The organism is Bradyrhizobium denitrificans, from assembly GCF_013179005.1.
Classification (GTDB): Bacteria; Pseudomonadota; Alphaproteobacteria; order Rhizobiales; family Xanthobacteraceae; genus Bradyrhizobium; species Bradyrhizobium denitrificans.
Window position 1 is genome coordinate 16,888 of sequence record NZ_JABFDP010000012.1, and the last position, 23,900, is coordinate 40,787.

General features: G+C 64.8%; 19 protein-coding genes. 6 read left to right on the forward strand and 13 right to left on the reverse strand.

The window, feature by feature from the left end; all coding sequences use genetic code 11:
* Positions 1-5 precede the first annotated feature (5 nt).
* From ntrB to HL671_RS14510, 3 genes are all read right to left on the reverse strand, one after another.
* Positions 6-920: a nitrate ABC transporter permease gene (gene ntrB, locus HL671_RS14500; RefSeq protein ID WP_172236788.1), complete on the reverse strand. Its 915-nt coding sequence runs from the start codon at positions 918-920 to the stop codon at positions 6-8.
* A 61-nt stretch (positions 921-981) separates the two neighbouring features.
* Positions 982-2,298 carry a CmpA/NrtA family ABC transporter substrate-binding protein gene (locus HL671_RS14505; RefSeq protein WP_172236789.1) on the reverse strand — a complete coding sequence of 439 codons (1,317 nt, stop codon included), beginning with the start codon at positions 2,296-2,298 and terminating at the stop codon, positions 982-984.
* Positions 2,299-2,624: 326 nt separating this feature from the next.
* Complete coding sequence (locus HL671_RS14510) at positions 2,625-3,545, reverse strand: intradiol ring-cleavage dioxygenase (protein WP_172236790.1); 921 nt, start codon at positions 3,543-3,545, stop codon at positions 2,625-2,627.
* A gap of 149 nt (positions 3,546-3,694) precedes the next feature.
* Between HL671_RS14510 and HL671_RS14515 the strand changes: the two genes are divergently transcribed.
* Together HL671_RS14515 and HL671_RS14520 are read left to right on the forward strand one after the other, a co-directional pair.
* Positions 3,695-4,969, forward strand: coding sequence for a serine hydrolase domain-containing protein (locus tag HL671_RS14515; RefSeq protein ID WP_172236791.1), 1,275 nt, complete (start codon positions 3,695-3,697; stop codon positions 4,967-4,969).
* Positions 4,970-5,208: 239 nt separating this feature from the next.
* Complete coding sequence (locus HL671_RS14520) at positions 5,209-6,726, forward strand: sensor histidine kinase (RefSeq protein WP_012042965.1); 1,518 nt, start codon at positions 5,209-5,211, stop codon at positions 6,724-6,726.
* Between the two features lie 117 nt (positions 6,727-6,843).
* On the opposite strand, the gene HL671_RS14525 is transcribed toward HL671_RS14520, so the two are convergent.
* A complete protein-coding gene (locus tag HL671_RS14525) occupies positions 6,844-7,578 on the reverse strand; it encodes a cytochrome c biogenesis CcdA family protein (protein WP_012042964.1) in 735 nt (244 codons plus the stop codon).
* A gap of 340 nt (positions 7,579-7,918) precedes the next feature.
* Positions 7,919-8,185, reverse strand: coding sequence for a hypothetical protein (locus tag HL671_RS14530; RefSeq protein WP_312010723.1), 267 nt, complete (start codon positions 8,183-8,185; stop codon positions 7,919-7,921).
* 489 nt (positions 8,186-8,674) lie between these two features.
* On the opposite strand from HL671_RS14530, the gene HL671_RS14535 reads away from it, so the two are divergent.
* From HL671_RS14535 to HL671_RS14545, 3 genes are all read left to right on the forward strand, one after another.
* Positions 8,675-9,913, forward strand: coding sequence for a LysR family transcriptional regulator (locus tag HL671_RS14535; protein ID WP_172236792.1), 1,239 nt, complete (start codon positions 8,675-8,677; stop codon positions 9,911-9,913).
* Position 9,914: 1 nt separating this feature from the next.
* Entirely contained in the window at positions 9,915-10,310 is a 396-nt protein-coding gene (locus HL671_RS14540) for a helix-turn-helix domain-containing protein (RefSeq protein WP_012042961.1), read from the forward strand.
* Between the two features lie 357 nt (positions 10,311-10,667).
* Positions 10,668-11,489: an enoyl-CoA hydratase gene (locus HL671_RS14545; protein ID WP_172236793.1), complete on the forward strand. Its 822-nt coding sequence runs from the start codon at positions 10,668-10,670 to the stop codon at positions 11,487-11,489.
* Positions 11,490-11,586: 97 nt separating this feature from the next.
* Here HL671_RS14545 and HL671_RS14550 read toward each other — a convergent pair whose 3' ends face one another.
* From HL671_RS14550 to HL671_RS14560, 3 genes are all read right to left on the reverse strand, one after another.
* Positions 11,587-12,666 (reverse strand): isocitrate/isopropylmalate dehydrogenase family protein, encoded by a 1,080-nt coding sequence (locus HL671_RS14550; protein WP_172236794.1) that lies wholly within the window; start codon positions 12,664-12,666, stop codon positions 11,587-11,589.
* A gap of 125 nt (positions 12,667-12,791) precedes the next feature.
* Positions 12,792-13,859 carry an alcohol dehydrogenase gene (locus tag HL671_RS14555; protein ID WP_172236795.1) on the reverse strand — a complete coding sequence of 356 codons (1,068 nt, stop codon included), beginning with the start codon at positions 13,857-13,859 and terminating at the stop codon, positions 12,792-12,794.
* Positions 13,860-14,115: 256 nt separating this feature from the next.
* On the reverse strand, positions 14,116-15,183 hold the full coding sequence (locus HL671_RS14560) for a CaiB/BaiF CoA transferase family protein (RefSeq protein ID WP_246579516.1): 1,068 nt from the start codon (positions 15,181-15,183) through the stop codon (positions 14,116-14,118).
* Positions 15,184-15,521: 338 nt separating this feature from the next.
* Here HL671_RS14560 and glgA point away from each other — a divergent pair, with 338 nt between their 5' ends.
* Positions 15,522-16,940, forward strand: coding sequence for a glycogen synthase GlgA (gene glgA, locus HL671_RS14565; RefSeq protein ID WP_172236796.1), 1,419 nt, complete (start codon positions 15,522-15,524; stop codon positions 16,938-16,940).
* Positions 16,941-17,011: 71 nt separating this feature from the next.
* On the opposite strand, the gene HL671_RS14570 is transcribed toward glgA, so the two are convergent.
* The 5 genes from HL671_RS14570 to ccoG all read right to left on the reverse strand — a co-directional run bounded on the left by HL671_RS14570 (position 17,012) and on the right by ccoG (position 23,878).
* On the reverse strand, positions 17,012-19,135 hold the full coding sequence (locus HL671_RS14570) for a methyl-accepting chemotaxis protein (protein WP_172236797.1): 2,124 nt from the start codon (positions 19,133-19,135) through the stop codon (positions 17,012-17,014).
* A gap of 367 nt (positions 19,136-19,502) precedes the next feature.
* Positions 19,503-19,685, reverse strand: coding sequence for a cbb3-type cytochrome oxidase assembly protein CcoS (ccoS, locus tag HL671_RS14575; protein ID WP_041750608.1), 183 nt, complete (start codon positions 19,683-19,685; stop codon positions 19,503-19,505).
* Positions 19,676-21,877 carry a cation-translocating P-type ATPase gene (locus HL671_RS14580; RefSeq protein ID WP_172236798.1) on the reverse strand — a complete coding sequence of 734 codons (2,202 nt, stop codon included), beginning with the start codon at positions 21,875-21,877 and terminating at the stop codon, positions 19,676-19,678. Before HL671_RS14580 ends, ccoS begins: the two co-directional genes overlap by 10 nt.
* 13 nt (positions 21,878-21,890) lie before the next feature.
* On the reverse strand, positions 21,891-22,391 hold the full coding sequence (locus HL671_RS14585; RefSeq protein WP_172236799.1) for a FixH family protein: 501 nt from the start codon (positions 22,389-22,391) through the stop codon (positions 21,891-21,893).
* 20 nt (positions 22,392-22,411) lie between these two features.
* A complete protein-coding gene (gene ccoG / locus HL671_RS14590; RefSeq protein WP_172236800.1) occupies positions 22,412-23,878 on the reverse strand; it encodes a cytochrome c oxidase accessory protein CcoG in 1,467 nt (488 codons plus the stop codon).
* Positions 23,879-23,900: the final 22 nt, after the last annotated feature.

The window sequence follows — 23,900 nt, forward strand, 5'->3', positions numbered from 1 at the left end:
CCCTCTCAGTTCGTCGCGGTGCCGCGGGTGACGACTTTACCGACGGTCGCGATCAGGCGATCGAGCACGAAGCCGATGATGCCGACATAGAACAGCGCCAGGATGATCTCGCTGATATGCGAGGAATTCCACGCGTCCCAGATGAAGAAGCCGATGCCGACGCCGCCGATCAGCATCTCGGCGGCGACGATGGCGAGCCAGGACAGGCCGATGCCGATGCGCAGGCCGGTGAAAATGTAGGGAGCGGCCGCGGGGATCATGATCTTGGCGAAGAACTCAAGCGGATTCAGCTGCACCACCGCGGCGACGTTGCGATAATCCTGCGGAATGTTGCGGATGCCGACCGCAGTGTTGATGATGATCGGCCACACCGAGGTGATGAAGATGACGAAGATCGCCGACGGCTGGCCATCGCGGAACGCCGCCAGCGACAGCGGCAGCCAGGCCAGCGGCGGGATCGTGCGCAGCACCTGGAAGATCGGATCGAGCCCGCGCATCGCCCAGACCGACTGGCCGATCAGCGTGCCGACCGCGACGCCGACGATGGCGGCGATGGCATAGCCGATCGCGACGCGGCGGAGGCTCGCCTCGAGATGCCAGAACAGGCCCTTGTCGATGCCGCCATGGTCGAAGAACGGATCGAAGATCAGCTCGCGCGTATCCGAAAACACGCGCGATGGCGGCGGCAGCGCCGAGCCGGCGCGGCGGCACAACAGCTCCCAGACGATGAGGAACAGCGCCAGCACGATCAGCGGCGGCACCACGCGCACGGCGGCCTCTCGGGCCATCTTCACATAGCGCTCAGCCTTCGGCGGCTGCTTCGGCGTCATCGTCACCACGGACGCAGAAGCGGCCGTGGGCGCGGGTGCCGTCGGCACGATCTTGGGCGCGTTATCGCTCGTCAACGCTGGCATGGACATCGGAAACCTTTCTCCGTGCAATGAGAGGAGCCGCGCGCAGCTCGCGCGCGGCGGGTCCTGATCAGGCGTCGACGCGCTTGATCGACAGCGACTTCAGATAGGCGGCGGGATCTTCGGGGTCGAACACCTTGCCGTCGAAGAACGTCTCCTTGCCGCGCGACTTGGAGGTCGGGATCTCGGCGGCGGCGACGTTCATGTCCTTGGCCGCCTCGCGCCAGATGTCCTCGCGGTTGACCTTGGCGATCAGCGCCTTGGCGTCGAAGCCCGCTTCGTATTTGCCCCAGCGGATGTCCTCGGTGATGAACCAGAGATCGTGGCTCTGGAACGGATAGGAGGCGAAGTCGCTCCAGTACTTCATGATATGAGGCGAGTTCTCGACCACCTTGCCGGTGCCGTAGTCGAACTTGCCGGCCGAGCGCCCCGCGACGTCCTCGACCGGGCAGTTGATCCACTGCCGCTTCGCCATGATGGTCGCAAGCTCCTGCTTGTTTTCCATCTTGTCGCACCATTGCTGGGCTTCCATGACCGCCATGGTCAGCGCCTTCGCGGCCTTCGGATATTTGTCGACGAAGGCTGAGCGCATCGCGAAGGATTTTTCGGGATGCTTGTTCCAGATCTCGCCGGTCGTCACCGCGGTGTAGCCGATGCCCTGGTTGACGAGTTGCGCATTCCAGGGCTCGCCGACGCAGAAGCAGTCCATGGTGCCGACCTTCATGTTGGCCACCATCTGCGGCGGCGGCACCACGATGGTCTCGATGTCCTTGTCGGGATCGATGCCCCCGGCCGCGAGCCAGTAGCGGATCCACAGATCGTGCGTGCCGCCCGGGAAGGTCATCGCGGCCTTCACGGCCTTGCCTGAGGCCTTCTTCTTTTCGAGAGCGGCCTTGAACGGCGCGGTGTCGAGGCCGAGCTTGAGGTCGGCATATTCCTTGGCGACGGAGATGCACTGCGCATCGAGATTGAGCCGCGCCAGGATGTACATCGGCGTCGGCTGATTGTTCTGCGTCACCTTGCCCGACGAGATCAGATAAGGCATCGGCGTCAGGATGTGCGCGCCATCGATGCCATTGCCTTCGGAGCCCAGCACGAGGTTGTCGCGCGTCGTCCCCCACGAGGCCTGCTTCTGCACGTCGACATCGGGCATGCCGTATTTGGCGAACATGCCCTTGTCCTTGGCGACGAACAGCGGGCCGGCATCGCTCAAGGCGATGAAGCCGAGCTTGGCGCTGGTGACTTCCGGCCCTGCGCCTTGCGCAAACGCTCCGCCAGGCAGGTTCAGCTTCGCCGCGGCGAGCAGCGCAGCCGTGCCGGCGCCGGCCCTGAGAAGCTGACGACGGCTGAGGCCGTTGCGGCGAGCAGGATTGGCAGTCTTCGTCATGAGTGCTGTCGTCCTTTGTCTGAAAAGCGCTCGATGGGTTGAAGGGCCCGTCCGCCAGTCGCCGATCGATCGCGCACAGGGGCGCGTTCCGAGGGATGCCTCGGAGGGGCAGCGTCAGATGTCGGATGGGGTTTGCGCAGACGGCATCGATGGCGTCAGAGCCATCTATTCAAGCTTTGTGCCAGCAATCGAATGAGCGGGAATTTCTATGAAAACAATAGCTTAGTCAAAATCACCAGCACCTGCGGATCATCGCAATCGCACGCAAAATTTGCGATTCGCCCACTTCCTGTGCGTTGCACAAAAAGTGGGCGCCTTCATTTATCCTACTCCGCTGCGGCCGTTGCGGGCTTCGCCAACATCGGTTGGGGAGCGGTGCCGGCGCCCGGCTTCATGCGGAATTCGTAGGTCATCAGGTGCCACGGAGAGGCTGCCAGCTTGCCGTCGGGCATCACCGGATCGGTCTGTTGACTCACCGTCGCGACCAACTCGTCCTTCACGCCGAAGACCACGTCACTATCGAGGTACGCATCGCCGCCGATGAAGACATGGGTGATCAGCGGCTCATAGCCCGCGGCATCCACCAGGAAATGGACATGGGCCGGCCGCATCGGATGTCGCTTGGTCGCGAGGATCAGCTGGCCGACCGGACCATCCGTCGGGATCGGATAGCTGCAGGGCAGGATGGTGCGGAAGAAGAAGCGTCCGTCCGCATCGGTGATGAACCGCGCCCGCGACGACGGGCCGTCCGCAGCATAGGCCGGCCGCTGTGAATCGTAGAAGCCTTCATCATCGGCATGCCACACGTCGACAGCCGCGCCCGCGAGCGGCGCGCCGGAAAGATCGGTGACGCGCCCCTGAACGAACATCTTCTCGCCCTTCAGGTTTGCGGAGATATCGGTGCCATGCGGCATCTGCCGATGCTCGCCGACGTAAAACGGGCCGAGCACCGTGGTCTCCGTCGCGCCGGCGCGCTCCCGGTGATTGATCGCGTCGACCAGCATGGACACGCCGAGCACATCCGACAACAGGATGAACTCCTGCCGGCTGGCGGTGCAGGTCTGTCCCGTCCGGGTCAGGAATTCGATCGCGGCGGCCCATTCGTCGAAGGTCAGATGGGTCTTGCGGACATAGTCGTGAAGCGAGGTCACGAGTTCCTGCAGCAGGAATTTCACGCGGCTGTCGGGCGTCTGGTCGAAGCTTGCGACGACCGCGTCGGTAAGCTCGGCTTCATTGAATTGGGTCATTGGCAGTCCTCCCGGCGGCTGACGCTACATCAGCCCGGCAAGCGCTGCCATTGGAGACCGGGCAATTTTCCGCTATCACCCGACTCCTCGCTTGCGCCAGGCCGCCACGCGCGCGGGCCACGAAAATCGAACGACAGCGGAGACGCCCGATGCTCGCCCCCACCCCCGCCTCGCCCGACACCGTCGGCATGTCCAAAGCCGCGCTCGACCGCATCGACGCCCATCTCAGGGACCGCTATGTCGAGGCTGGCCGCTTTCCCGGCACCCAGTTCCTGGTCTATCGCCGCGGCAAGATCGTGCATGCGAGTTCGCTCGGCTATGCCGATGTCGAGCGCAAAGTGCCGGTCAAGGATGACACGATCTATCGCATCTATTCGATGACCAAGCCGATCACCTCGGTCGCCTTCATGATGCTGGTCGAGGAAGGCAAGGTCGCGCTCGACGAGCCGGTCGCCAAATATATTCCGGAGTGGAGGAATCTCGGCGTGTTCGTCGCCGGCACCGCGCCGGCCTTCATCAGCCGGCCGCCGACGCGGCCGATGCTGATCGTCGACCTGCTGCGCCATACCTCCGGCCTCACCTACGGCTTCCAACAGCGCTCCAATGTCGATGCGGCCTATCGCGAGGCGAAGATCGGCGCCGTCGAAAAGGCCGGCACGCTGCAGTCGATGATCGACGATCTGGCGCGGATCCCGCTGGAGTTCTCGCCCGGCGAGGCCTGGAACTACTCCGTTTCCACCGACGTGATCGGCTATCTCGTCGGCAAGATCGCGGACAAGCCGTTCGAGCAATTTCTCAAGGAGCGCATCTTCGATCCGCTCGGCATGAACGACACCGACTTTCACGTCCCGGCCACGAAGGCGCACCGGCTGGCGGCCTGCTACTCGGCTGACGCCGGCGGCGCCTTGTCGTTTCACGCCGCCGACCGCAAAGGCGGCCTGACCTTGCAGGATGATCCCGCGACCAGCTCGTTCCTGAGCCCGCCCGACTTCATCTCCGGCGGCGGCGGCCTGTGCGCGACCACGGCCGACTATCTGACGTTCTGCCGCGCGCTGATCAATGGCGGCGAGGTCGGCGGCGTGCGGCTGCTCGGACCGAAGACCTTGAAGCTGATGACATCCAACCACCTGCCAGGCGGCGTCGACCTGCCGGCGCTGTCGCGGTCGATGTTCGCCGAGGCCGCCTATAACGGCATCGGTTTCGGCCTGGGCTTCTCGGTCACGATGGATCCTGCGAAGACATTGATTGCCGGCAGCCCCGGCGAATATGCCTGGGGCGGCGCCGCCTCCACGGCGTTCTGGATCGACCCGGCGGAAGAGCTGATCACGATCTTCATGACCCAGGTGCTGCCGTCGAATGCCTACCCGATCCGGCGCGAGCTGCGCACCATGGTCTATGCCGCCATCACCGAGAGCAATCTGTAGCAGCCAGACCGGGCACGGCGCCCGCTGATGGAACCGGGGATCGCCGCGCAATGAGCTTGGCGCGGGTGCGCCACTCTCTTATGCTGATGATGCAAACGGCTGCAGCCGCCGGGCCATGCGGATACAGCCGATGCAGCCTGACCACCGGGCCGTCATCGCCGATCGTCTCCGGGCCCAGCCTTCCTGCCGCCGATTGCGGTCCTACCGCTCATTGGAACCGTCATCTCAACGGGGCATCCGTGCCAAAGCTTTCCCTGCCGGTCCGGCTTGCTCTTCTGGTCGCAGGGACCACGCTGCCGCTCATCCTATTCGCCGGCGGCATCGTATTTCACAACTACATGCAGGACCGCACCGATGCCCGGCAGCGCGTGCTCGAGACGGTGCGCGCCATCCGCCTCACGCTCGATGCGGAGATGCAGCGGATGACGGGCGGCGTGCAGGTGCTGGCGCTGACGGATGCCTTGAAGACCGGCGACTTCGAGCGCTTCCGCCCGATCGCGATGGGCTTCCTCGAGCAGTACGGCAAGCACGGCACGATCCTGGTCGCTGACCGCGACGGACACCAGCTGTTTTCGTCGGCAACCACCGACACTGCCAATCTCCCCTTGCGCAGCAACCGCGAGATTACCAAACGCGTTTTCGAAACGCGCCAGCCGCAATATTCCGACCTGTTCTACGGCATCGTGAAGAAGAGCCTGATCGTCACGGTCGAGGTGCCGGTGTTTCGCGACGGCGAGGTGATCTACGATATCTCTTTCAGTCCGCCGATCGAGATGTTCCAGACCATCCTCGAGAAGCAGCGCCCGAGCGCCGATTGGACATTGTCGCTGCTCGACCGCCAGGCCGTGGTGTTCGCGCGCGTGCCGAATCCGCTCGAGACGATCGGCAAGCAGGCGTCGCCGTCGGTCTATGAACGCATGATCAGCGAGCACGAGGCGACGCTGTCGAGCGTGTCGTTGGAAGGCCTGCCGCTGCTGTCGAGCTTCACCCATTCGCCCCTGACGGGCTGGATCATCGGCGCCGGGATCAGCGAGACCTCGCTGGTGGCGCCGCTCTGGCGCAACCTCGCCATCACCAGCCTGATCGGCGGCATCATGCTGGCAATCGGCCTTGCCTTCGCGGTGCGGATGGCGACGACGATCGCCCGCGCCGAGATGCTGCATGACCTGCTCATCGAGGAACTCAATCACCGCGTCAAGAACACGCTGGCCATCCTGCAGGCCATCGCCGTCCAGACCTTCCGAAGCGCCAGCCGCTTCGAGCGCGAGAAATTCGAGGGGCGGCTGGGAGCCCTCGCCGAGGCCCACAACCTCCTGAGCAAGGAGAAGTGGCAGGGCTCCGAGCTGGAGGACGTGATCGGACGCGTGCTCAAGCCGTACCGGCTGAACACCCCTGAACGCATCCGGATCACCGGCCCCAAAGTGGCGCTGTCACCGCGCCTCGCCGTCGTCCTGTCGATGATCGTGCACGAGATTGCGACCAACGCCGCCAAATACGGCGCATTGTCCAACGACACCGGCGCAGTCGATCTGTCGTGGGAGCTCTTGAACCACGCCGATACGGCAAAGAAGCAGCCGGCACGGCTGAAGCTGACATGGCGGGAGACCGGCGGCCCGGTGGTCTCGGCCCCGATCCAGCGCGGCTTCGGCTCGCGCCTGATCGAGCGCAGCGCGCGCGATCAGCTCGGCGGCGAAGCCACGGTCGACTTCCTGCCGCCGGGCGTGATCTACACGATCACCTGCGCGCTCGACGATTAGATCATGATGCGTTTCCGCGGGACCGCATCATGATCGAATCTCTTTCTTTGAGCATGATCTTTTCGGAAAACCGGTTTCCACTTTTCCGGATCATGCTCTCACCGCAGCGGCGCCCGCTCAGCCGAACTTCTGCAGCGCCGGGAAGGTTTCGAGCAGCCAGATGCTGAAGGTCGAGACCGCGCCGGTCAGAAAGCCGATGCCGGTGACGATCATCAGGAGGCCCATCGCCCGCTCGACATTGACCAGATGGCCACGCATCCGCATGAACAGCGCCGAGAACTGCTCGATCATGAAGGCGGCGACCAGGAACGGAATACCGAGCCCGGCGGAGTAGATGGCCAGGAGGCCGGCGCCCTTGGCGACCGTTGCTTCGGCCGCGGCGATCGACAGGATCGCAGCCAGGATCGGACCGATGCAGGGGGTCCAGCCGAAGGCGAAGGCAAGCCCCATCACGTAGGCCCCCCACAGGCCGACCGGCTTCGGGATCGGCAACCTCCCCTCCCGCATCAGAAACGCAATCCGGGTGAGGCCCAGGAAGTGAAGGCCCATCACGATGATCACGATGCCGGCGAGGATCGACAATTGCTCGGACCAGGCCCGGATCAGGCCGCCGATCAGCGAGGCGCTCGCCCCCAGCATCACGAAGACGGTGGAGAAGCCCAGCACGAACAGGCCCGCCGAGAGCATGACGGCGCGCCGCGAGGCGGCCGGCGCCTCGTCGCTCTCGATATGCTCGATCGTGGCGCCGGTCAGATAGACCAGATAGGGCGGAACCAGCGGCAGGACGCAGGGCGACAGGAAGCTGACCAGTCCGGCAATGAAAGCAGCCGGTATCGATACGTTTTGGATCATGCGGGTCCCGCGATACACCCTCTTGGCGGCCTCGTGCCCAGGGCACTCCGCTTCATGCCGCCGTTATGAGGAATACGCAACACAGGGCCGGCAGGTGACGGCCAGAACCAGCGCACATCTCGAACGTCCGCAGCGACGGCGATCTCCCCTGCCGAGACGGTCCATCGTCTGACGAGCTTCGTTCAGCGCTCAAATTGAGGAAGATCGGCCTGACAAAGGGTCGGTCCCGATCTTGCCGCAGCAATTCGCTCCGGCTAGCCTTGCACCGCTGACCAGCTTCACAGCTTGATCACGGCAGATCACGACTTGGAACCGCCCCCCGTGCGCGCATCGCACCGTGCTACTTGACCAGCCTGAGCAAAGGTTGCCGGCGCTGCCCTGGCTGCGGCTTCGGATCGCGCAATTTCTCGGGGTTGTCAGCCTGAACCATTTCATTGCAGAGCGACTTGAGATCGTCTTCGCTCAAGCGGTTCAACTTCATGTGGAGGTCGAGGATGGCAACCGAGACCATATGCGCCGATTCGCGATTCCCGGCAGCAGTGAGCGCAGCGCGGCACTGCTCCAGAGTAGCGAGGACGGCAAGCATTTGTTCGTCTGAATTGGCCACAGGCGTCGTTCCGTTCTAGCGTCTGACGAGATGGAGCTGGAGAAGTCCCGCCCCGCGGATGGCACCCTGATTCGTCATCTCGTTCCTCCCCACGCCGTGTATGCGAACTCCACGTCGCTTCCGTCCCTGCTGTGGCAATCGGCGCCCCGATTTTCCACAACATCGCCGCGCAAGAGTCGATGATCGAAGATCGGAGTCCGCTGAGTCAACAACACGCAGCGTTCACCACGATAGCATGGCCCCTTGCCATCTTCGATTACCATTTCATTGCGGCCGAGGCAAAAACCGTCGATGCTCCGGTCGACTCGCGCTGCGCGTGCCCGCGTGATACTCGGCAGTTCCTGCCAAGCTTCTGCTGCTGGTAAAACCATGCTGCAGAGACTGCACGTCGCAGGGATCATGAATCGCCAATGTCTCAACCAACCGATGGCATCGAACCGGCCACCACGTAGTTTCTCGGTCATACTCTAGCAGGCGAGGAAAGCTTGTATGCGCGCTGCAGCGGAACGGGGCGTTCCTCAAAAGGAACGCCAGGAGGAAGCGGGATCTCATGCGACGGACGTGCCGGCAGAGATCAGCGACGCCTCGGTTGCGCTCCAGGGGCCGGGTGGCGACCAGATCGGTGATGCCGGTGCGGTGGGCGCACCAGCCGCTCGGGCGGTGAAGCCGGCTGCGCGAAGCCCGTCTGGGCGGGCAGCCCCGGCGAAAGCCGTAGCAGGCAAGCCGGCGCTGGCGAGCCTGACCGACTGGGACGCGGCCCGGATCTTCCTCGAGGTCGTCCGGGCCGGCAGCTTCCGTTCCGCCGCCGAACGTCTCACGCTGTCGATCAACGCGGTGCGCCGACGGATCGACGATTTCGAGCGGCAGATCGGCGCCACGTTGTTCACGCGCGACGTCCACGGGGCGCGGCTGACGGATGAAGGCGCGCTGGTCGTCTCCGCTGTCGAGCGCATGGAGACCGCCGCGTTCGAATTGCTGCGCGCCGGCGACGGGCTGGCCGGTGCGGCGTCCGGCGAGGTCCGCGTCGCGGTCACCGAGGGGCTTGGGACATTCTGGCTGGCGCCGCGCCTGGTCGAATTTCAGCAGAGCTTTCCGAATGTGCTGGTCGACCTGTATTGCGCGATGCGCTCGGCGGATGTCTCGCGACACGAGGCCGACGTGGCCATCCACCTCTCGCGGCCGTCCGCGCTCGATGTCAAGCTGGTGCGGCTTGGCCGCATGCATCTGATGTGTTTCGCGAGCGAGAAATATCTAGACGTGTATGGCGTTCCGAACACGATTGACGACTTGATGAAACATCGCTTGGTTCTGCAGGTCGCCGATGAAGCCGCTGCGAACGAAGCATTTGCCAGCATCTTTCCCGGCTTCGAGCAGCGGGACCTGATCGCGATGACCACCAACGTCTCGAGCGCCAACTACTGGGCCGTCGCCCACGGTGCCGGTATCGGGGTATTCCCAACCTATGCGAGCGCGCTCGGCGGAAAGATGATACCGCTTGAGGTTGAGTTGAAGTGGTCTTACGATATCTGGCTGTCCTACCATGCCACCACCGGCCGCATCCCGAGGGTGCGCCATATGATTGACTGGTTGGTGGAGGCTTTTAACCCTGGCAAATACCCGTGGTTTAAAGACGAATTCATCCATCCACGGCAACTTAAAACAGTATATATGGGTGAACCCCTGACCCATTTATTCGGGGGCTTTCCGATGGAAGGACGGCAAGACTAGTATGAACAAATCAGCGGCAAAGAAGATGAAGCAGCGCAGTGCCGGCAAGCCGGACATTGAGCTTGGCAAGCGCATTCGCCTGCGCCGGGTTGAACAGAAGATTTCGCAGGCAGAGCTCGGTGAAAAGCTCGGCGTGAGCTTCCAGCAGGTGCAGAAGTACGAGAAGGGCGTCAATCGCGTCGGCGCGGCACGCTTGCAGCAGATCGCGACGGCGCTCGATGTGCCCGTGACCTTCTTCTACGATGGCGACAACAAGGCCCGTGAGGTCGAGAGCCTGCTCTTCCTGGACAGCGCCTTCAGCCTGCGTCTGCTGCGCGCTTACAGCAAGATCAAGGATCAGACGGTGCAGCGTCAGCTCGTTGCCCTTATGGAATCGATTGCAGCGAACGAAGAATAGGCACAGCCGTCTGACCGGGTCAGACGCGCCTGCTGGTCGACGTGGGCCATCATCGCTCGAGGGCGCAACTTGGGGGCGCCAGGCGGTCAGCCAGCTCGGGCGGGTTCACTGCCTTTCCGAGGATTGCCTCAGTGGTTAATGTCAGCTGAGTGCAACGTCGATTACGTGTAACGTCGATTGAGTGCGATGACTGATCGACGCGGCCGGATGATCCGGCCCTTATCTCCGCTCGGCGAGAGCCGTGCGGTCTTACCTTTTTCATCCCTGCCGTCATAGGAAATGGCGGCCCGATTTTGTCGCGACTGATCTTGTCGCGTCCCGAAGGCGGCTGCCCGCCGCCAATGTGCTGGAAACGCCATGCCGATCGCCGCCGGGGACTCCATTGCCTTCGCCGAAGGCAAGATCCTGATGACCCATGCGGGAGATGGCGTCGGCGTCGTCACCTTCAACCATCCGGACAAGCGCAATGCGATGTCGCTGGAGATGTGGGACGGGCTCGGCCAGGCCCTGATCGCCTTGCGCGACAGCACCGACATCCGCGTTGTGGTGCTGATCGGCGCTGGCGACAAGGCGTTTGTATCCGGCGCCGACATCAGCCAATTCGAACAGAGCCGGCACAACGCCGCGGCCTCCGACGCCTATGCGCAGCGAAGCGCCGTCCAGCGGGCATTGCTGGCGAACTACCCCAAGCCGACCATCGCCTGTATCCGCGGCTTCTGCCTCGGTGGCGGCCTGCAGATCGCGATGCTCGCGGACATGCGCTTCGCCGCCGAGGACAGCCGGTTCGGCATTCCCGCGGCCAGGCTCGGCATCGCCTATGGCTATGACGGCCTGCGCAACCTGGTCTCGCTGGTCGGGCCGTCGCAGGCGCGGCTGCTGCTGTATACGGGGATGCGGATCGACGCCCATGAAGCGCTGCGGATCGGCCTGATCGACCGGATGATGGGCAATGAGGAGCTGATGCCGGCGACGCTCGACATCGCCCGCACCATCGCCGGCAATGCGCCGCTGGCGGTTCAGGCCGCCAAGATCACGATCGCCGAAGTGCTGAAGGACGAGAGCGGCCGCGACATGGCTGCCATCAAGCGGATCGGCGACGCCTGCATGGATTCTGAAGACTTCCGCGAGGGCCGCCGCGCCTTCATGGACAAGCGCAAGCCGGTCTTCAAGGGACGATAGATCATGATGCGTTTCCGCGGAAACGCATCATGATCTTTCCTCCTTGTTTGAGCATGATCTTTTCGGAGAACCAGTTTCCACTTGTCCGGATCATACTCTAAAGCGCCTCCAGCACCGCCTTGGTGACCTCGACCGTGCCGGCACTGCCGCCGAATTCGAACGGCTTGAGACCGGACGCATACACCTTGTCGACCGCCTGCTCGATCCGCTGCGCCGCCTCGGCCGCGCCTTCGATGCCGCGCGTGTCCGCCAGCCAATCCAGCATCATCGCGGCCGACAGGATCATGGCGGTCGGGTTGGCCTTGCCCTGCCCCATGATGTCGGGCGCGGTGCCGTGGCAAGGCTGAAACACGGCATGGCGATCGCCGATATCGGCCGAGGGCGCCATCCCCATGCCACCGATGAGGCCGGCGGCGAGGTCGGACAGGATGTCGCCGAACATGTTCTCAGTGACCAGGACGTCGAAATCCCAGGGACGCTTCACCAGCATCAGCGCGCAGGCGTCGATATAGAGCCGCTCCGCCTTCACGTTCGGATGGAGCTCAGCGACCTCGTCGAAAATCTTGCGGAAGTAGGCGAAGGCCTTGAAGACATTCGCTTTATCGACGCAGCCCAAAATGCCGGAACGGCCACGGGCCCGACGCCGCTCGGCGAGCTTGAAGGAGAAGTTGAAGAGACGCTCGGAGGTCTTGCGGGTGATGACGAGCGTCTCGCGCGCCTCCTCATGTGTCACCACACCTTTGCCCATCGAGGCGAACAGGCCCTCGGTCGACTCGCGGACGACGACGAAGTCAATGCCGCGCTCCGCGGCGCCGACGATCGGGCTCGGCACGCCCGGGATCAGCCGCGCCGGCCGCACCCCGGCATAGAGATCGAAGTGGAAGCGCAGCTCGATCTGCGGCGCGATCTCGGTGTTGTCGGGGTAGCGCACCGAGGGCAGGCCGCAGGCGCCGAGCAGGATCACGTCCGCCTGTTCGCAGAGACGGATCGTGGACTCGGCGATCGACACGCCGGTCGCCAGATAATTGCCGGCGCCGGCCTGGGCTTCCGTGAAGCGGAACGCCAGGCCCGCTTTGGCCTCGACCTTGCGCAGAACTTCAAGAGCGGGCGCCATGACCTCGGGCCCGATGCCGTCGCCGGGCAGAACTGCGATGTGAAGTGAATTGGTCGAGGACATATTTTCTTCGCAATGTGAGTGAGTTGGCGACGTCATTGCAAGCGAAGGACGCAATCCAGAGCCCAGCTTGAGACGCTGGATTGCTTCGCCGCTTCGCTGCTCGCAAGGACCAGAGGAGTCGAGACTTAAGGCGTCAGCACCGCGCGGCCGACCAGCTTGCCCGACTGCAGCTCGCGCAGGGCGTCGTTGGCCTTGGCGAGCGGCATCGGGGTGACCGGGATCGGTGTAATGTTCTTGGCGCGGACGAGGTCGAGCAGCTCCTTTGTCTCCCTGAGATTGCCGACATAGCTGCCCTGGATCGTCACGGCCTTGATCGGAATAAGCGGCAGCGCCCATGGCGCGCCGCCGCCGAACAGGCCGACGATGACGAGCTTGCCGCCCTTGGTCAGACAGTCGAAGCCGAGTTGCGCGGTGGCGGCATTGCCGACCAGGTCGATGACGGCCCGGATCGGCTCGCCTGCCGCCTTGGTCAGTTGCTCCAGCGCATCCGGCGCCTTGCCGTCGACGGCCGCGAGCGCGCCCGCCGCCAGCGCCGCCTCGCGCTTGCGGGCATCGATGTCGACGACGATCGCTCCCTTCCCGCCCATGGCCTTGAGCAGCGACAGCGCCATCAGGCCGAGGCCGCCGGCGCCGAAGATCACGATCGGCGTGTCCAGATCCTTCTCGATCTTCTTCAGCGCGCTGTAGGTGGTGACGCCCGAGCAGGCATAGGGCGCGGTCGTCACCGGATCGAGCCCCTTGAGATCGATCAGATGGCGCGGATGCGGCACCGTCATGTGGTCGGCATAGCCGCCATCGCAATAGACACCGAGCGAGGCCGGCTTCAGGCACATATTTTCATCGCCGGCCAGACATGTCGCGCATTTGCCGCAGCCGATCCAGGGATAGACCAGCGCGACGTCGCCGACCTTCAGCCCGCCCTTCTCCGCCTCGGTGACATCGGGTCCGAACGCCACGATCTCCCCGGCGCTCTCATGTCCCATGGTGCGCGGCAACGACACGCCGCGATCCTTCAGCGACAGCGGCTTGCGGCCATGGCCGAGATCGTAGCCGCCTTCCCATATGTGCAGATCGCTGTGGCAGACCCCTGCTGCCTTGACCTTGATCAGCACCTGCTTGCCGAACGGCTGCGGCGTCGGCTCGTCGACCTCGGTCAGCGGCGCGTTGAAATCGGTGACCTTGAAGCTCTTCATCTTTCACTCCCGTGGTCCGGTATGACCGGACAGCGCCATCACGGGACGAGCGGCGACGGCTCGCGCGGGCAGCGCGGCCTCGACAGATCCTCCCGACAGACGCGCGTCCGGCTGGTCCGCACCGTTCTTGCAATCCCGCGACATTGGCCGGAAACGAGCAGAGCGGCAAGGCCGCGCGCATGGCGCGCGATCATGGCTGCCCTGCAGCCTTTCGCCTCACCAAGCTCGGCCTTGTCTCATGAAGCTCGACCTTGTCTCAGCCTTGGCCGGTGTCGATCGCGCCGACCTCGCGAAGAACATCGGCCGTGTGCTCACCGAGGCTCGCCGCACGCGCTCCCGCCGCGACCCTCGCTTCCGACATCCGAAACGGCAGGTTGACCACCTTGAAGCTGCCGGCCGCGTCCGTCACCTCGGCCAATGCGTCACGATGGGCGAGCTGCGGGTCGGCAAGCGCCTCGGCGACGCTTCGATAGGCCGAGCTCGGGACCCCGCCCGCGCTCAGTGCCGCGACACATTCGGCCGTCGTGAGCCCGCTGGACCAGGCCTCGACGCCATCCACGAGATCCCCCCAATGACGGCGACGGTCGGCGTAGCGGGCAAATCTGGGATCCTCGACCCAGGCGGGCCGGCCGATGACGCCCATCAGGTTCTGGAACGTCTTCTCGCTGGCAACCGCAATCATCACGTAGCCGTCGCGGGTTTCAGCCGGACCAAACGGCGGGCGCTGCGGCGGCTCGACCGCGAACTGGGCGCCCTGGATCTCGTTCAGGGTGAGGCTGAGCATGGATTCGAGCATCGAACAGTCGATATGCTGGCCGCGTCCGGTGCGCTCGCGCTGATAGAGGGCGGACGCGATGGCGCCGAACGCGTAGGTGCCGGTCACCACGTCGGCATGGTAGATGCCGCAATAATCCGGCCGGCTGCGGCCGGGCTGGTAAGCAAGATGCGCCATCTCGTAGCCGGATGCGGCATGGATCACCGGGGCATAGGCCGGGAGTTCGGCCGATGGGCCGGTCTGGCCGTAGCCGGAGATCGAGCAGTAGATCAGCCGCGGGTTCAACTCACTCAGCGTTGCATAAGCAAGGCCGAGCCGTTGCATGACCCCGGGCCGGAAATTCTCAACCAGGATATCGGCCGTTGCGACGAGCCGACGCACCGCCTCCACATCCGCTGAACATTTCAGATCGAGCACCACGCTCTTCTTGCCGACGTTGAGCTGACCGAAAGCCGTGGAGCAGCCATGCCGGACCGGCGGGCGGGTGCGCATGGTTTCACCTTCCGCTGACTCGATCTTGATCACCTCCGCCCCCATATCAGCAAGCATGCGGGCGCAATGCGGGCCGGCGATGGTGGTCGAGAAGTCGAGGACGCGGAGCCCCTCGAAGCATCCTGTCAAACGGCTCTCATCGTTTCCAGTTAGACTCACCCTCGCAGCTCCTTGGTTCTGATTCTTCGCGTTGATGGCCGGTTGGACAGTTTGCCGCGCCCTCACGGATTCACGAAGCGTAAGCCATGCAACGCGGTGCGCCTCGCTTCTAGATCGAACCATTCGATCTCGAAAGCGTTTCGCCTCTCGCCGCAGTGCGGCACGACTTTCGTTGACGGCTATATTTGGACCTTTTCTTGCATAGGACGGTCATGGGGCTTGATCGAGGACATCTCTTGCGGGTTCTGTTCGTTACAACCGAAATGGACGATTTCGTCCGGGTGGGCGGACTGGCGGCCGTTTCAGCCGCACTGCCCCGGGCACTCCGCTCTCACACTGACGTCAGGATCATGCTGCCCGGCTACCGGGACGTGATCGAACATCTCACTCACATCGAGATCGTCGGCCAATGCGCAGCCCTGGCGGAGATGCCGGCCTGCTCGCTCGGACGATCATCGACGCGCGACGGCCTGCCGGTCTACGTCCTGCTCTGCGACGAGCTGTACGACCGGCCCGGCAACCCCTATGGCGACGAGAGCGGGCAGGACTGGGCGGACAATGACATCCGCTTCGGCCGCCTTGCCGCTGCGGCTGCCGAGCTCGCCGCAGGCACCCTGGACAAGAACTGGGCAGCTGACCTGGTGCACGCCAATGATTGGCAGGCGGCCCTCGTGCCGGCCTATCTCGCATGGCGCGGGGTCGCGGTTCCCTCGATCCTGACCATCCACAACCTGGCCTATCAGGGCCTGTTCCCGCGGGAGTCGCTGCGGAGGATCGGCGCCCCGGAATCATCGTTCCACATCGACGGCCTCGAATTCTACGACAAGCTGTCGTTTCTCAAGGGCGGCCTGGTCTATGCGTCGCATCTCACCACGGTCAGCTCCACCTATGCCCAGGAGATCACCACCTCCGAGCTGGGCTGCGGCCTGGAGGGCCTGCTGCGTCAGCGGTCGAATGCGCATGAGCTGACCGGGATCCTCAATGGCATCGATGAGAGCTGGGATCCGCGCTACTGCCAGCAGCTGGCGCAGCCCTTCGCCGCCGGGGATTGGGAAGGCAAGAAGGCCAACGCGGACTATGTCCGCAAGCAGTTTGGGCTCGCGGTGTCGCGTGGACCGATGTTCGGCATCGTCGCACGTCTCGTACATCAGAAGGGCATCGATCTGGTGCTGGAAGCCGCGGACGAGATCGTCGGGGCGGGAGGCCAGATCGTCGTCACCGGAACAGGCGAGCCGGCGATCGAGCGCGCATTGTTGGAGGCCCATCGCCGCCGGCCGGATGCGATCGGGGTTGCGATCGGGTTCAACGATGCGCAAGCGCGGCGCATCTTCGCAGGCAGCGACTTCACCCTGATGCCGTCGCGCTTCGAGCCGTGCGGCCTCAGCCAAATGTACGCGCAGCGGTTCGGCTCGCTGCCGATCGGCCATCAGACCGGCGGATTGGCTGAAACGATCACCGACGGCGAGACCGGCTTCCTGTTCGAAAAGCCGTCGGCGGAGTCGTTCCTCGGCGGCGTGAAACGCGCCTTCTCGGCTTTCACGCGGACGGAGCAATTGAACGCGATGCGACTATCGGCGATGGCGCGCTCCTTCAGCTGGGATCTGTCGGCAGCCTGCTACAACGCGCTGTACCGAAAGATGCTGACATCCGCGTAACGCACGAAGGCCCAGACGATCTCCGGGCCTTCTGTTTGTGGATCGGACCTGTCGGACGCCGCGAAGCTATCTCAGGCGGCGCGGACAGCCTCCAGGAAATTGCCAACCTCGCGCTTGAGCCGGTTGGAGTCGCCGGCGAGCGATTTCGCCGACGACAACACTTCGGCCGATGCCGAGCCGGTCTGAGCGGCCCCCCGCTGCACGTCCGTGATGTTGGCTGAGACCTGCTGGGTCCCGGTGGCGGCCTGCTGCACGTTGCGGGAAATTTCCTGGGTCGCGGCCCCCTGCTCCTCGACGGCCGCAGCGATCGCCGAGGCGATCTCGGCCAGCCGCTCGATCGTGGTGCTGATCGACTGGATGGCATTGACCGATTCCTGGGTGGCCGCCTGCACCCCGGAGATCTGCTGCGAGATCTCGTCGGTCGCCTTGGCAGTCTGCTCGGCCAGCGCCTTCACTTCGGTCGCCACCACTGCAAAGCCGCGGCCGGCCTCGCCGGCCCGGGCCGCCTCGATCGTGGCGTTCAGGGCCAGCAGGTTGGTCTGGCCGGCAATGGTGTTGATGAGCTCGACGACATCGCCGATGCGGGCGGCAGCCTGCGACAGCTCGGCGACGCGGCCGTTGGTCTGGCGCACCTGCTGCACGGCATCGCCGGCCATGCGGGCCGAGGCCTGGACCTGGCGGCTGATCTCGGTCACGGAAGAGGACAGCTCCTCGGTGGCGGAGGCCACCGATTGAACGTTCGACGAGGCTTCCTCGGAGGCCGCCGCCACGACGGTGCTGAGTTCCTTGGAGCGGTTCGCGGTGTTGGTCAGCGTATCCGCCGAGATTTCGAGTCCGGACGCGGCCGACGAAACCGTATTGACGATGTCGGCGATCGTCGCTTCGAAATTGCGGGTCAGCGTGTCGAGCCGACGGGCGCGATCGATCTGCGCCTGCGCATCGCGCTGCGCCGCCTCATCGGATTCCTTCTTGGCGATCAGGGCATCCTTGAACACCTTGAGCGCGCGCGCCATCGCGCCGATCTCGTCCTTGCGCGACTCGCTCGGAATATCCGCGCCCAATTCGCCATTGGCCAGCCGGAGCGTCACGCCGGTCAGTCCGACCAGCGGCCCGATGACGCCGCGCACGACCCCGACGACCACGGCCGCGGACACGATCGCGACCAGAAGCACGATGCCGAGCGCACCGAACAGGCGCAGCCGCGCCGCGTCGATGGCCTTGTCGATCGCCTGATGCGCCGATGTCAGCGCCGCGTCGCGCAGCACGATGACGTTGTTCAGCATCGGCGTGGTCCAGCGGCCCCACTCCTCCGCGGTGACCGGGGACGGCTGTCCGTCGCGCGCGGCCGTGACGATCTGCCGATAGCGGCGCTCGCCCTCGCCCATCAGCGTCGAACGCACATGCTCCAGCGCGGCGGCAACCGCCGGCGTGTCACGGACGCTGCGCGCTGCGAGCTCGATCTGCTGCCAGAGCAGGGTCACCTGGCCGCTCTGCTCCGTGACCTCGGCAAGACGGGCGGGCGTCCAGTTCTGGTTCTGGATGAAGAAGCGCAGCACCGCGGAGCGTGCACCGTTGACGGTGCGCATCGATTGCGACAATTGCGCCAGCTGGCCCGACGGCAGCAGGTTCTCGACATCGCCGCCGACGCGCGACAGCTCGATCGCGGTCTCGTCGATGGAGGCATTGAGAGCTTCCGCAGCGCGTCCCAGTCCGTCGGTGGTGGCCGCCTGGATATTCGCGGGACGTTGCGCGGCAGGCAACGGAACGGCGCCGCGCGCCGCGGATCGAACATCACGGAGCGTCCGCTCGGCCGAGTCGATGTTGTTGGTCGAGAGGCTCGCGATCTGGGCGGCGGTCTTGGCCTGCGCCAGCGCCTCGTCGGTGGTCGCAATCGCCTTGTCCAGCTTGGCGATGTCGTCGGCCGAGGCCGCCGCGCCGGCGGCGAGCAGATTCCATTGGCTGCGCTCCAGCGGGATCTGGGCGTTCACCTTCATCACCAGCTCGAAGGCGTTGAGGACGCGGGCGGCCTGCTCACGCTTGCGCAGATCGCCCCATCCGCCCCACGCCAGGACGCAGGCGAAGACCATCGCAAACACGCCGGTCAACAGATTGCCAGCGAGGATCTTCCATTTGAGACTGACCGCCCCGGTGTCTGCTTGAAATGTCTCGCTTCGCATCGTTCCACGCTCGGACATCGGCCGTTCCTAATCGTCATCGATGGTTCGGCGGCTCACGGCGCACCGGGGCGACTGCACAGCTCTGCAAGATTCCGCTGCCGCATGGCCGGTCGACCGGCAGCAGCAAGGGCGTCGCCTTGATGATTAAGAACAAACTACAACTAATCCCTTAAGCCGAGCGGATCAGCCGGTATCCTGATGGGAGTTTCGGGCTTTCGGGCCTTAGCGAATAGGAGGGAAGCTCACAGCGCAGCGGATCGCTCAGCCCGAACGGGAAGGACGCACCACACTTTAGGTGATGCCGCAACGCAACTCTCGCAGTAGTTGACCTGCGACCGGCCTCCGAATCTGCAGGCACACCTGCGGGTCAAAGCGTGGCCGTCACTCAGGGCCGGCCCGGAGCGGCCTCCGGCTGAGCCGGCGCCGGCTCATCGTCATCGGCGATGGCGCGCCACGCCGCGCCTTCGAGATCCTCATACTGGCCGCTCTTCAGCGACCAGAGGAAGCCGACCAGGCCAGCCAGGCCGAGCGCCAGCGCCAACGGCACGAGAATGATCATCACTTCCATGACACCGCCTCCCCGGCGACCTTGCGGGCGCGCAGCGCATTCAGCATGACCAGGATCGACGAGCCCGACATCGCCGCCGCCGCGATCAATGGCGTGACGAGACCGCTGATCGCCAGCGGCACGGCCAGCACGTTATAGCCGACCGCAAGCCACAGATTCTGCCGCATCAGATGCAGCGCCTTGCGCGCATAGTCGACAGCGGCGAGCACCGGCGCCAGCGGACGGCCGAGAAACACGAGATCGGCGGTAGCCTGGCTGAGATGCGCGGCCGAGATCGGCGACATCGAGACATGCGCGGCGGCGAGCGACGGGGCGTCGTTCATGCCGTCACCGACCATCATCACCTTGACGCCGGCGCGCTTCAGCTCCTCGATCCGCGCGATCTTGTCGGCCGGCGTGACGCTGGCGCGCCACTCATCGATGCCGAGCGCCTTGGCGGCGGCGGCGACGGCCGCCTCACGATCGCCCGACAGGATCTCGACCTTGATGCCGCGACGCTGCAGGCCGGCGACGATCTTGGCCGCGTTGGGACGCAGCCCCTGGCGCACCGAGAACAGGAAGGTGTCGCTGCCACGACGGAAGGCGACGACGGAAGCCTCGGGATCGAGATTGGCATTCTGAACCGCGAGCGCCTCGGCGCCGCAGAAGGCCGGCCGTCCCAACCTGATCTCGACGCCGTCGATCACGGCACGCACGCCCTGCCCCGGTTCCTCGACCGCGCCCATCAGCGGCGACCGTGCCTTCGCGGCCTGGGCGACGGCGGCGGCCACCGGATGATGGCTCGACAGCGCGAGCTGCCCCGCGAGAGCGAACACATCGGCCGGAATGTCGGCCGCGTTGACCACTTCAAGCTCGGGCAAGGTCAGCGTGCCGGTTTTGTCGAAGATGACGTGCTCAGCCTCGGCAAGGCGCTCGATGGCATCGCCCGCATTGAGCAGCACGCCCGACTTGAACATCGCGCCAGACGCGACGGTCTGCACCGTGGGGATCGCAAGACCGAGCGCGCAGGGACAGGTGATGATCAGCACGGCGATGCCGGTGACAATGGCATCATGCCAGCTCGCCCCAGCCAGAACCCAGCCCAGCACGGTCAGCGCGGCGGTCGCATGCACCACTGGCGCATAGAGCCGCGAGGCGCGGTCGGCCAGTCGCATGTAGCGCGAGCGGGCCTGCAGCGCATTGTCGAGCAGGCGCGTGATCTCGGCCAGCAGCGTGCCTTCGGCCGCCGCGGAGACACGGACGCGCAAGGTGCCGGAGATATTGAGCGAGCCGGCATAGACGGCGGTGCCCTGCTCGGCCGGCACGTAGAGCGTCTCGCCGGTGATCAGGCTCTGGTCGATCTCGGAGCGGCCCTCGACCACCACGCCGTCGACGGCGCAGCGCTCGCCCGGACGCAGCAGCACCAGATCGCCGGCGCGGATCGCCGCGACCGGCACCTCGGAAATCTCGTCGGCGCCGATGAACTTGGTCGCGGTCTCGGCCTTCAGGGCCGCGAGATTGCCGGCGACCGCACGCGTCCGCCGCCGCATGTTCTGGTCGAGATAGCGGCCGACCAGAAGGAAGGTCAGCAGCATGATCGCGGCGTCGAAATAAGCATGCTCGGCGTGATGGAAGGTCTCGACGAGCGACATGCCGAGCGCCAGGATCACGCCGATGCAGATCGGCACGTCCATATTGACGTTGCCGCTCTTGAGCGCGCGCCAGGCGGAGCGGAAGAAGGGCTGGCCGGCATAGGCCACGGCCGGCAGCGCGATCACCGCCGACAGCCAATGGAAAAAGTCACGCTGCTCGGGCAGCATGTCGCTGACATTGCCGGACCACACCGGGACCGACAGCATCATCACATTCATGGTCGCAAACGCCGCGACACCGAGACAGCGCAACAGAAAGCGCGACTCCTCGGCTTCGGTGGCCTCGGCGCTCGCCTTCTCGAACGGATAGGCCTTGTAGCCGAGCTCGGCGAGGCGATCGATGAACTTGGCCGGGTCCAGCGTGCCCTGCTTCCATTCCAGGGCGACGCGGCGATCGGTGAGATTGACGCGCGCGAGGGTCACGTCGGGCAGCGCCGACAAGCCGCGCTCGATCTTGGCCATGCAGCCGGCGCAGCTGACGCCCTCGACCGCAAGGTCGATGTGCTTCAGGCCGGCGCCAAGATCCTTGACGTAATGCGAGAAATCACGCGTCACATGCATGGTCGGACGTCCTTCAGTTCAGCAGCACGCGATTCTTGGACAGGAACAGCCGTCGGCCGCTGGAATCGCCTTCGAGCACGAGGTCCCACTGCCCGGGTGCGATCGCCTCAGCCGTGCCGCGATAGATGCCGATGCCGATCTCGGCGAGCTCGACCTCCTGGTCGGCGCGCTTGTCGGCGGGCCGCTCGAGCCGGCCCTGGAATTTCACGCCCGAGAGCGGATTGCCGCTGGCGTCACGCGCATTGACCTGCACCACGGCGGCACCGCTCGCGCCGCGCTCGATATGCGCCTCGACCTGCCAGCGCCGCGCCTCCTGGTCGCGCGCCGCCGCGATCTCCTTCTCGTAGCCGAGGCTCGCGGTATAGGCGCTGTCGACATCGGTGCCCGGGAGGGTCGAGATCGCCATCTTCATCATATAGACGTTGACGCCGATCACGGTCCCGAAGAAGCCGAGGAGCATGGCGAGCACCATGCGGCCGGTCAGCGGCTTGGATCGATCGGAACGGCTGGCCATTGGCGGGCTCCTTCGGCGCGTTAGGGACTGACGAAATTGTCGGTGGCGGCGGCGACGACGCCGAGACCGATATCGGTGACGTGGAACTTTACCGGGATCGACTTCTCGGGATTGTTTTCCTCGGGCGCGGTCACCAGTAGGCGAAGCTCCTCGGTCTGGTCGCGCCCGACCACGATCATCGGACGATCCGGCGTCACCGAATCGGCGCCGACGACATGAACCGTCGCATTCGCCGGCCCCTCGATGTCGATGGCGATGACGCGATCGAAGCCATGCTTGTTGAGGACGCGCACCGTATAGGCGTTGCGGATCGAGCCGTCGGACAGCTTGATCGCCACCGGATTGCGATCGTGCAGCACGTTGACCTCGAGCAGCGAGCGGGTCGCGAGCTTGTAGACCATCGCGCCTCCGACCACGGCGATGATCGCGGCATAGGCGACGGTGCGCGCGCGCACGAGCTTGTAGACCGGCGGCTTGCCTTCCTGGCGGCGGTGGATGTTGATGTCATTGTCGTAGCCGATCAGCCGCGTCGGGCGGCCGATCTTGGTCATCACCGCATCGCAGGCGTCGATGCACAGGCCGCACTGAATGCAGTCCATCTGCGCGCCGTCGCGAATGTCGATGCCGGTGGGACACACCGCCACGCATTGCTTGCAATCGATACAATCGCCGGCGGGCTGGCCCAGCGCGCGCAGCTCGGCCGCCTTCTTGACCGACATGCGGCTCTCGCCGCGGTCATAGCGATAGGTGACGTTGAGCGCCCATTCGTCGGTCAGCGCCGCCTGGATGCGCGGCCAGGGACACATATAGACGCAGACCTGCTCGCGCATGAAGCCGGCGAGCGTATAGGTCGTGGCGGTCAGGATGGCGATCCAGATATAGGCCAGCATCGGCCCCTGGAAGGTGACGAGGTCCTTCACCAGGGTCGGCGCGTCGCTGAAATAAAGCACCCAGGCGCCGCCCGTCCACCAGGCGATCATCAGCCAGATCGAATGTTTGAGCACCAGCTCCGAGATCCGCTCCAGCTTCATCGGATCGCTGGAGGCATCCTTCTTCATGCGCTCGCGGCGATCGCCCTCGATCAGTCGCTCCACGGCATAGAACAGGTCCGTCCATACCGTCTGCGGACAGAGATAGCCGCACCAGATGCGGCCGCCGATCGCGTTCATCAGGAACAAACCGATCGCGGCGATGATCAAGAGGCCGGTGAAATAATACACCTCCTGCGGCCACAGTTCGATGAAGAAGAAGTAAAAGCGGTGATTGGGAAAATCGATCAGCACCGCCTGGTCCGGCGCGCCTAGGCCGCGATTCCAGCGCACGAAAGGCAGGAAATAATAGACGCCGAGACAGAAGCCCATCAGGCCCCATTTGATCCGGCGGAAGGTGCCCGAGACGCTCTGCGGATAGACCTTTTTGTGCGCAGCATAGAGCGGACCGTAATCGTCCACCGGTTGCAGGTCTTCGGGCTTTACCGTCTGGTTCATGGCAGGCGCGTCATGGCTGGGG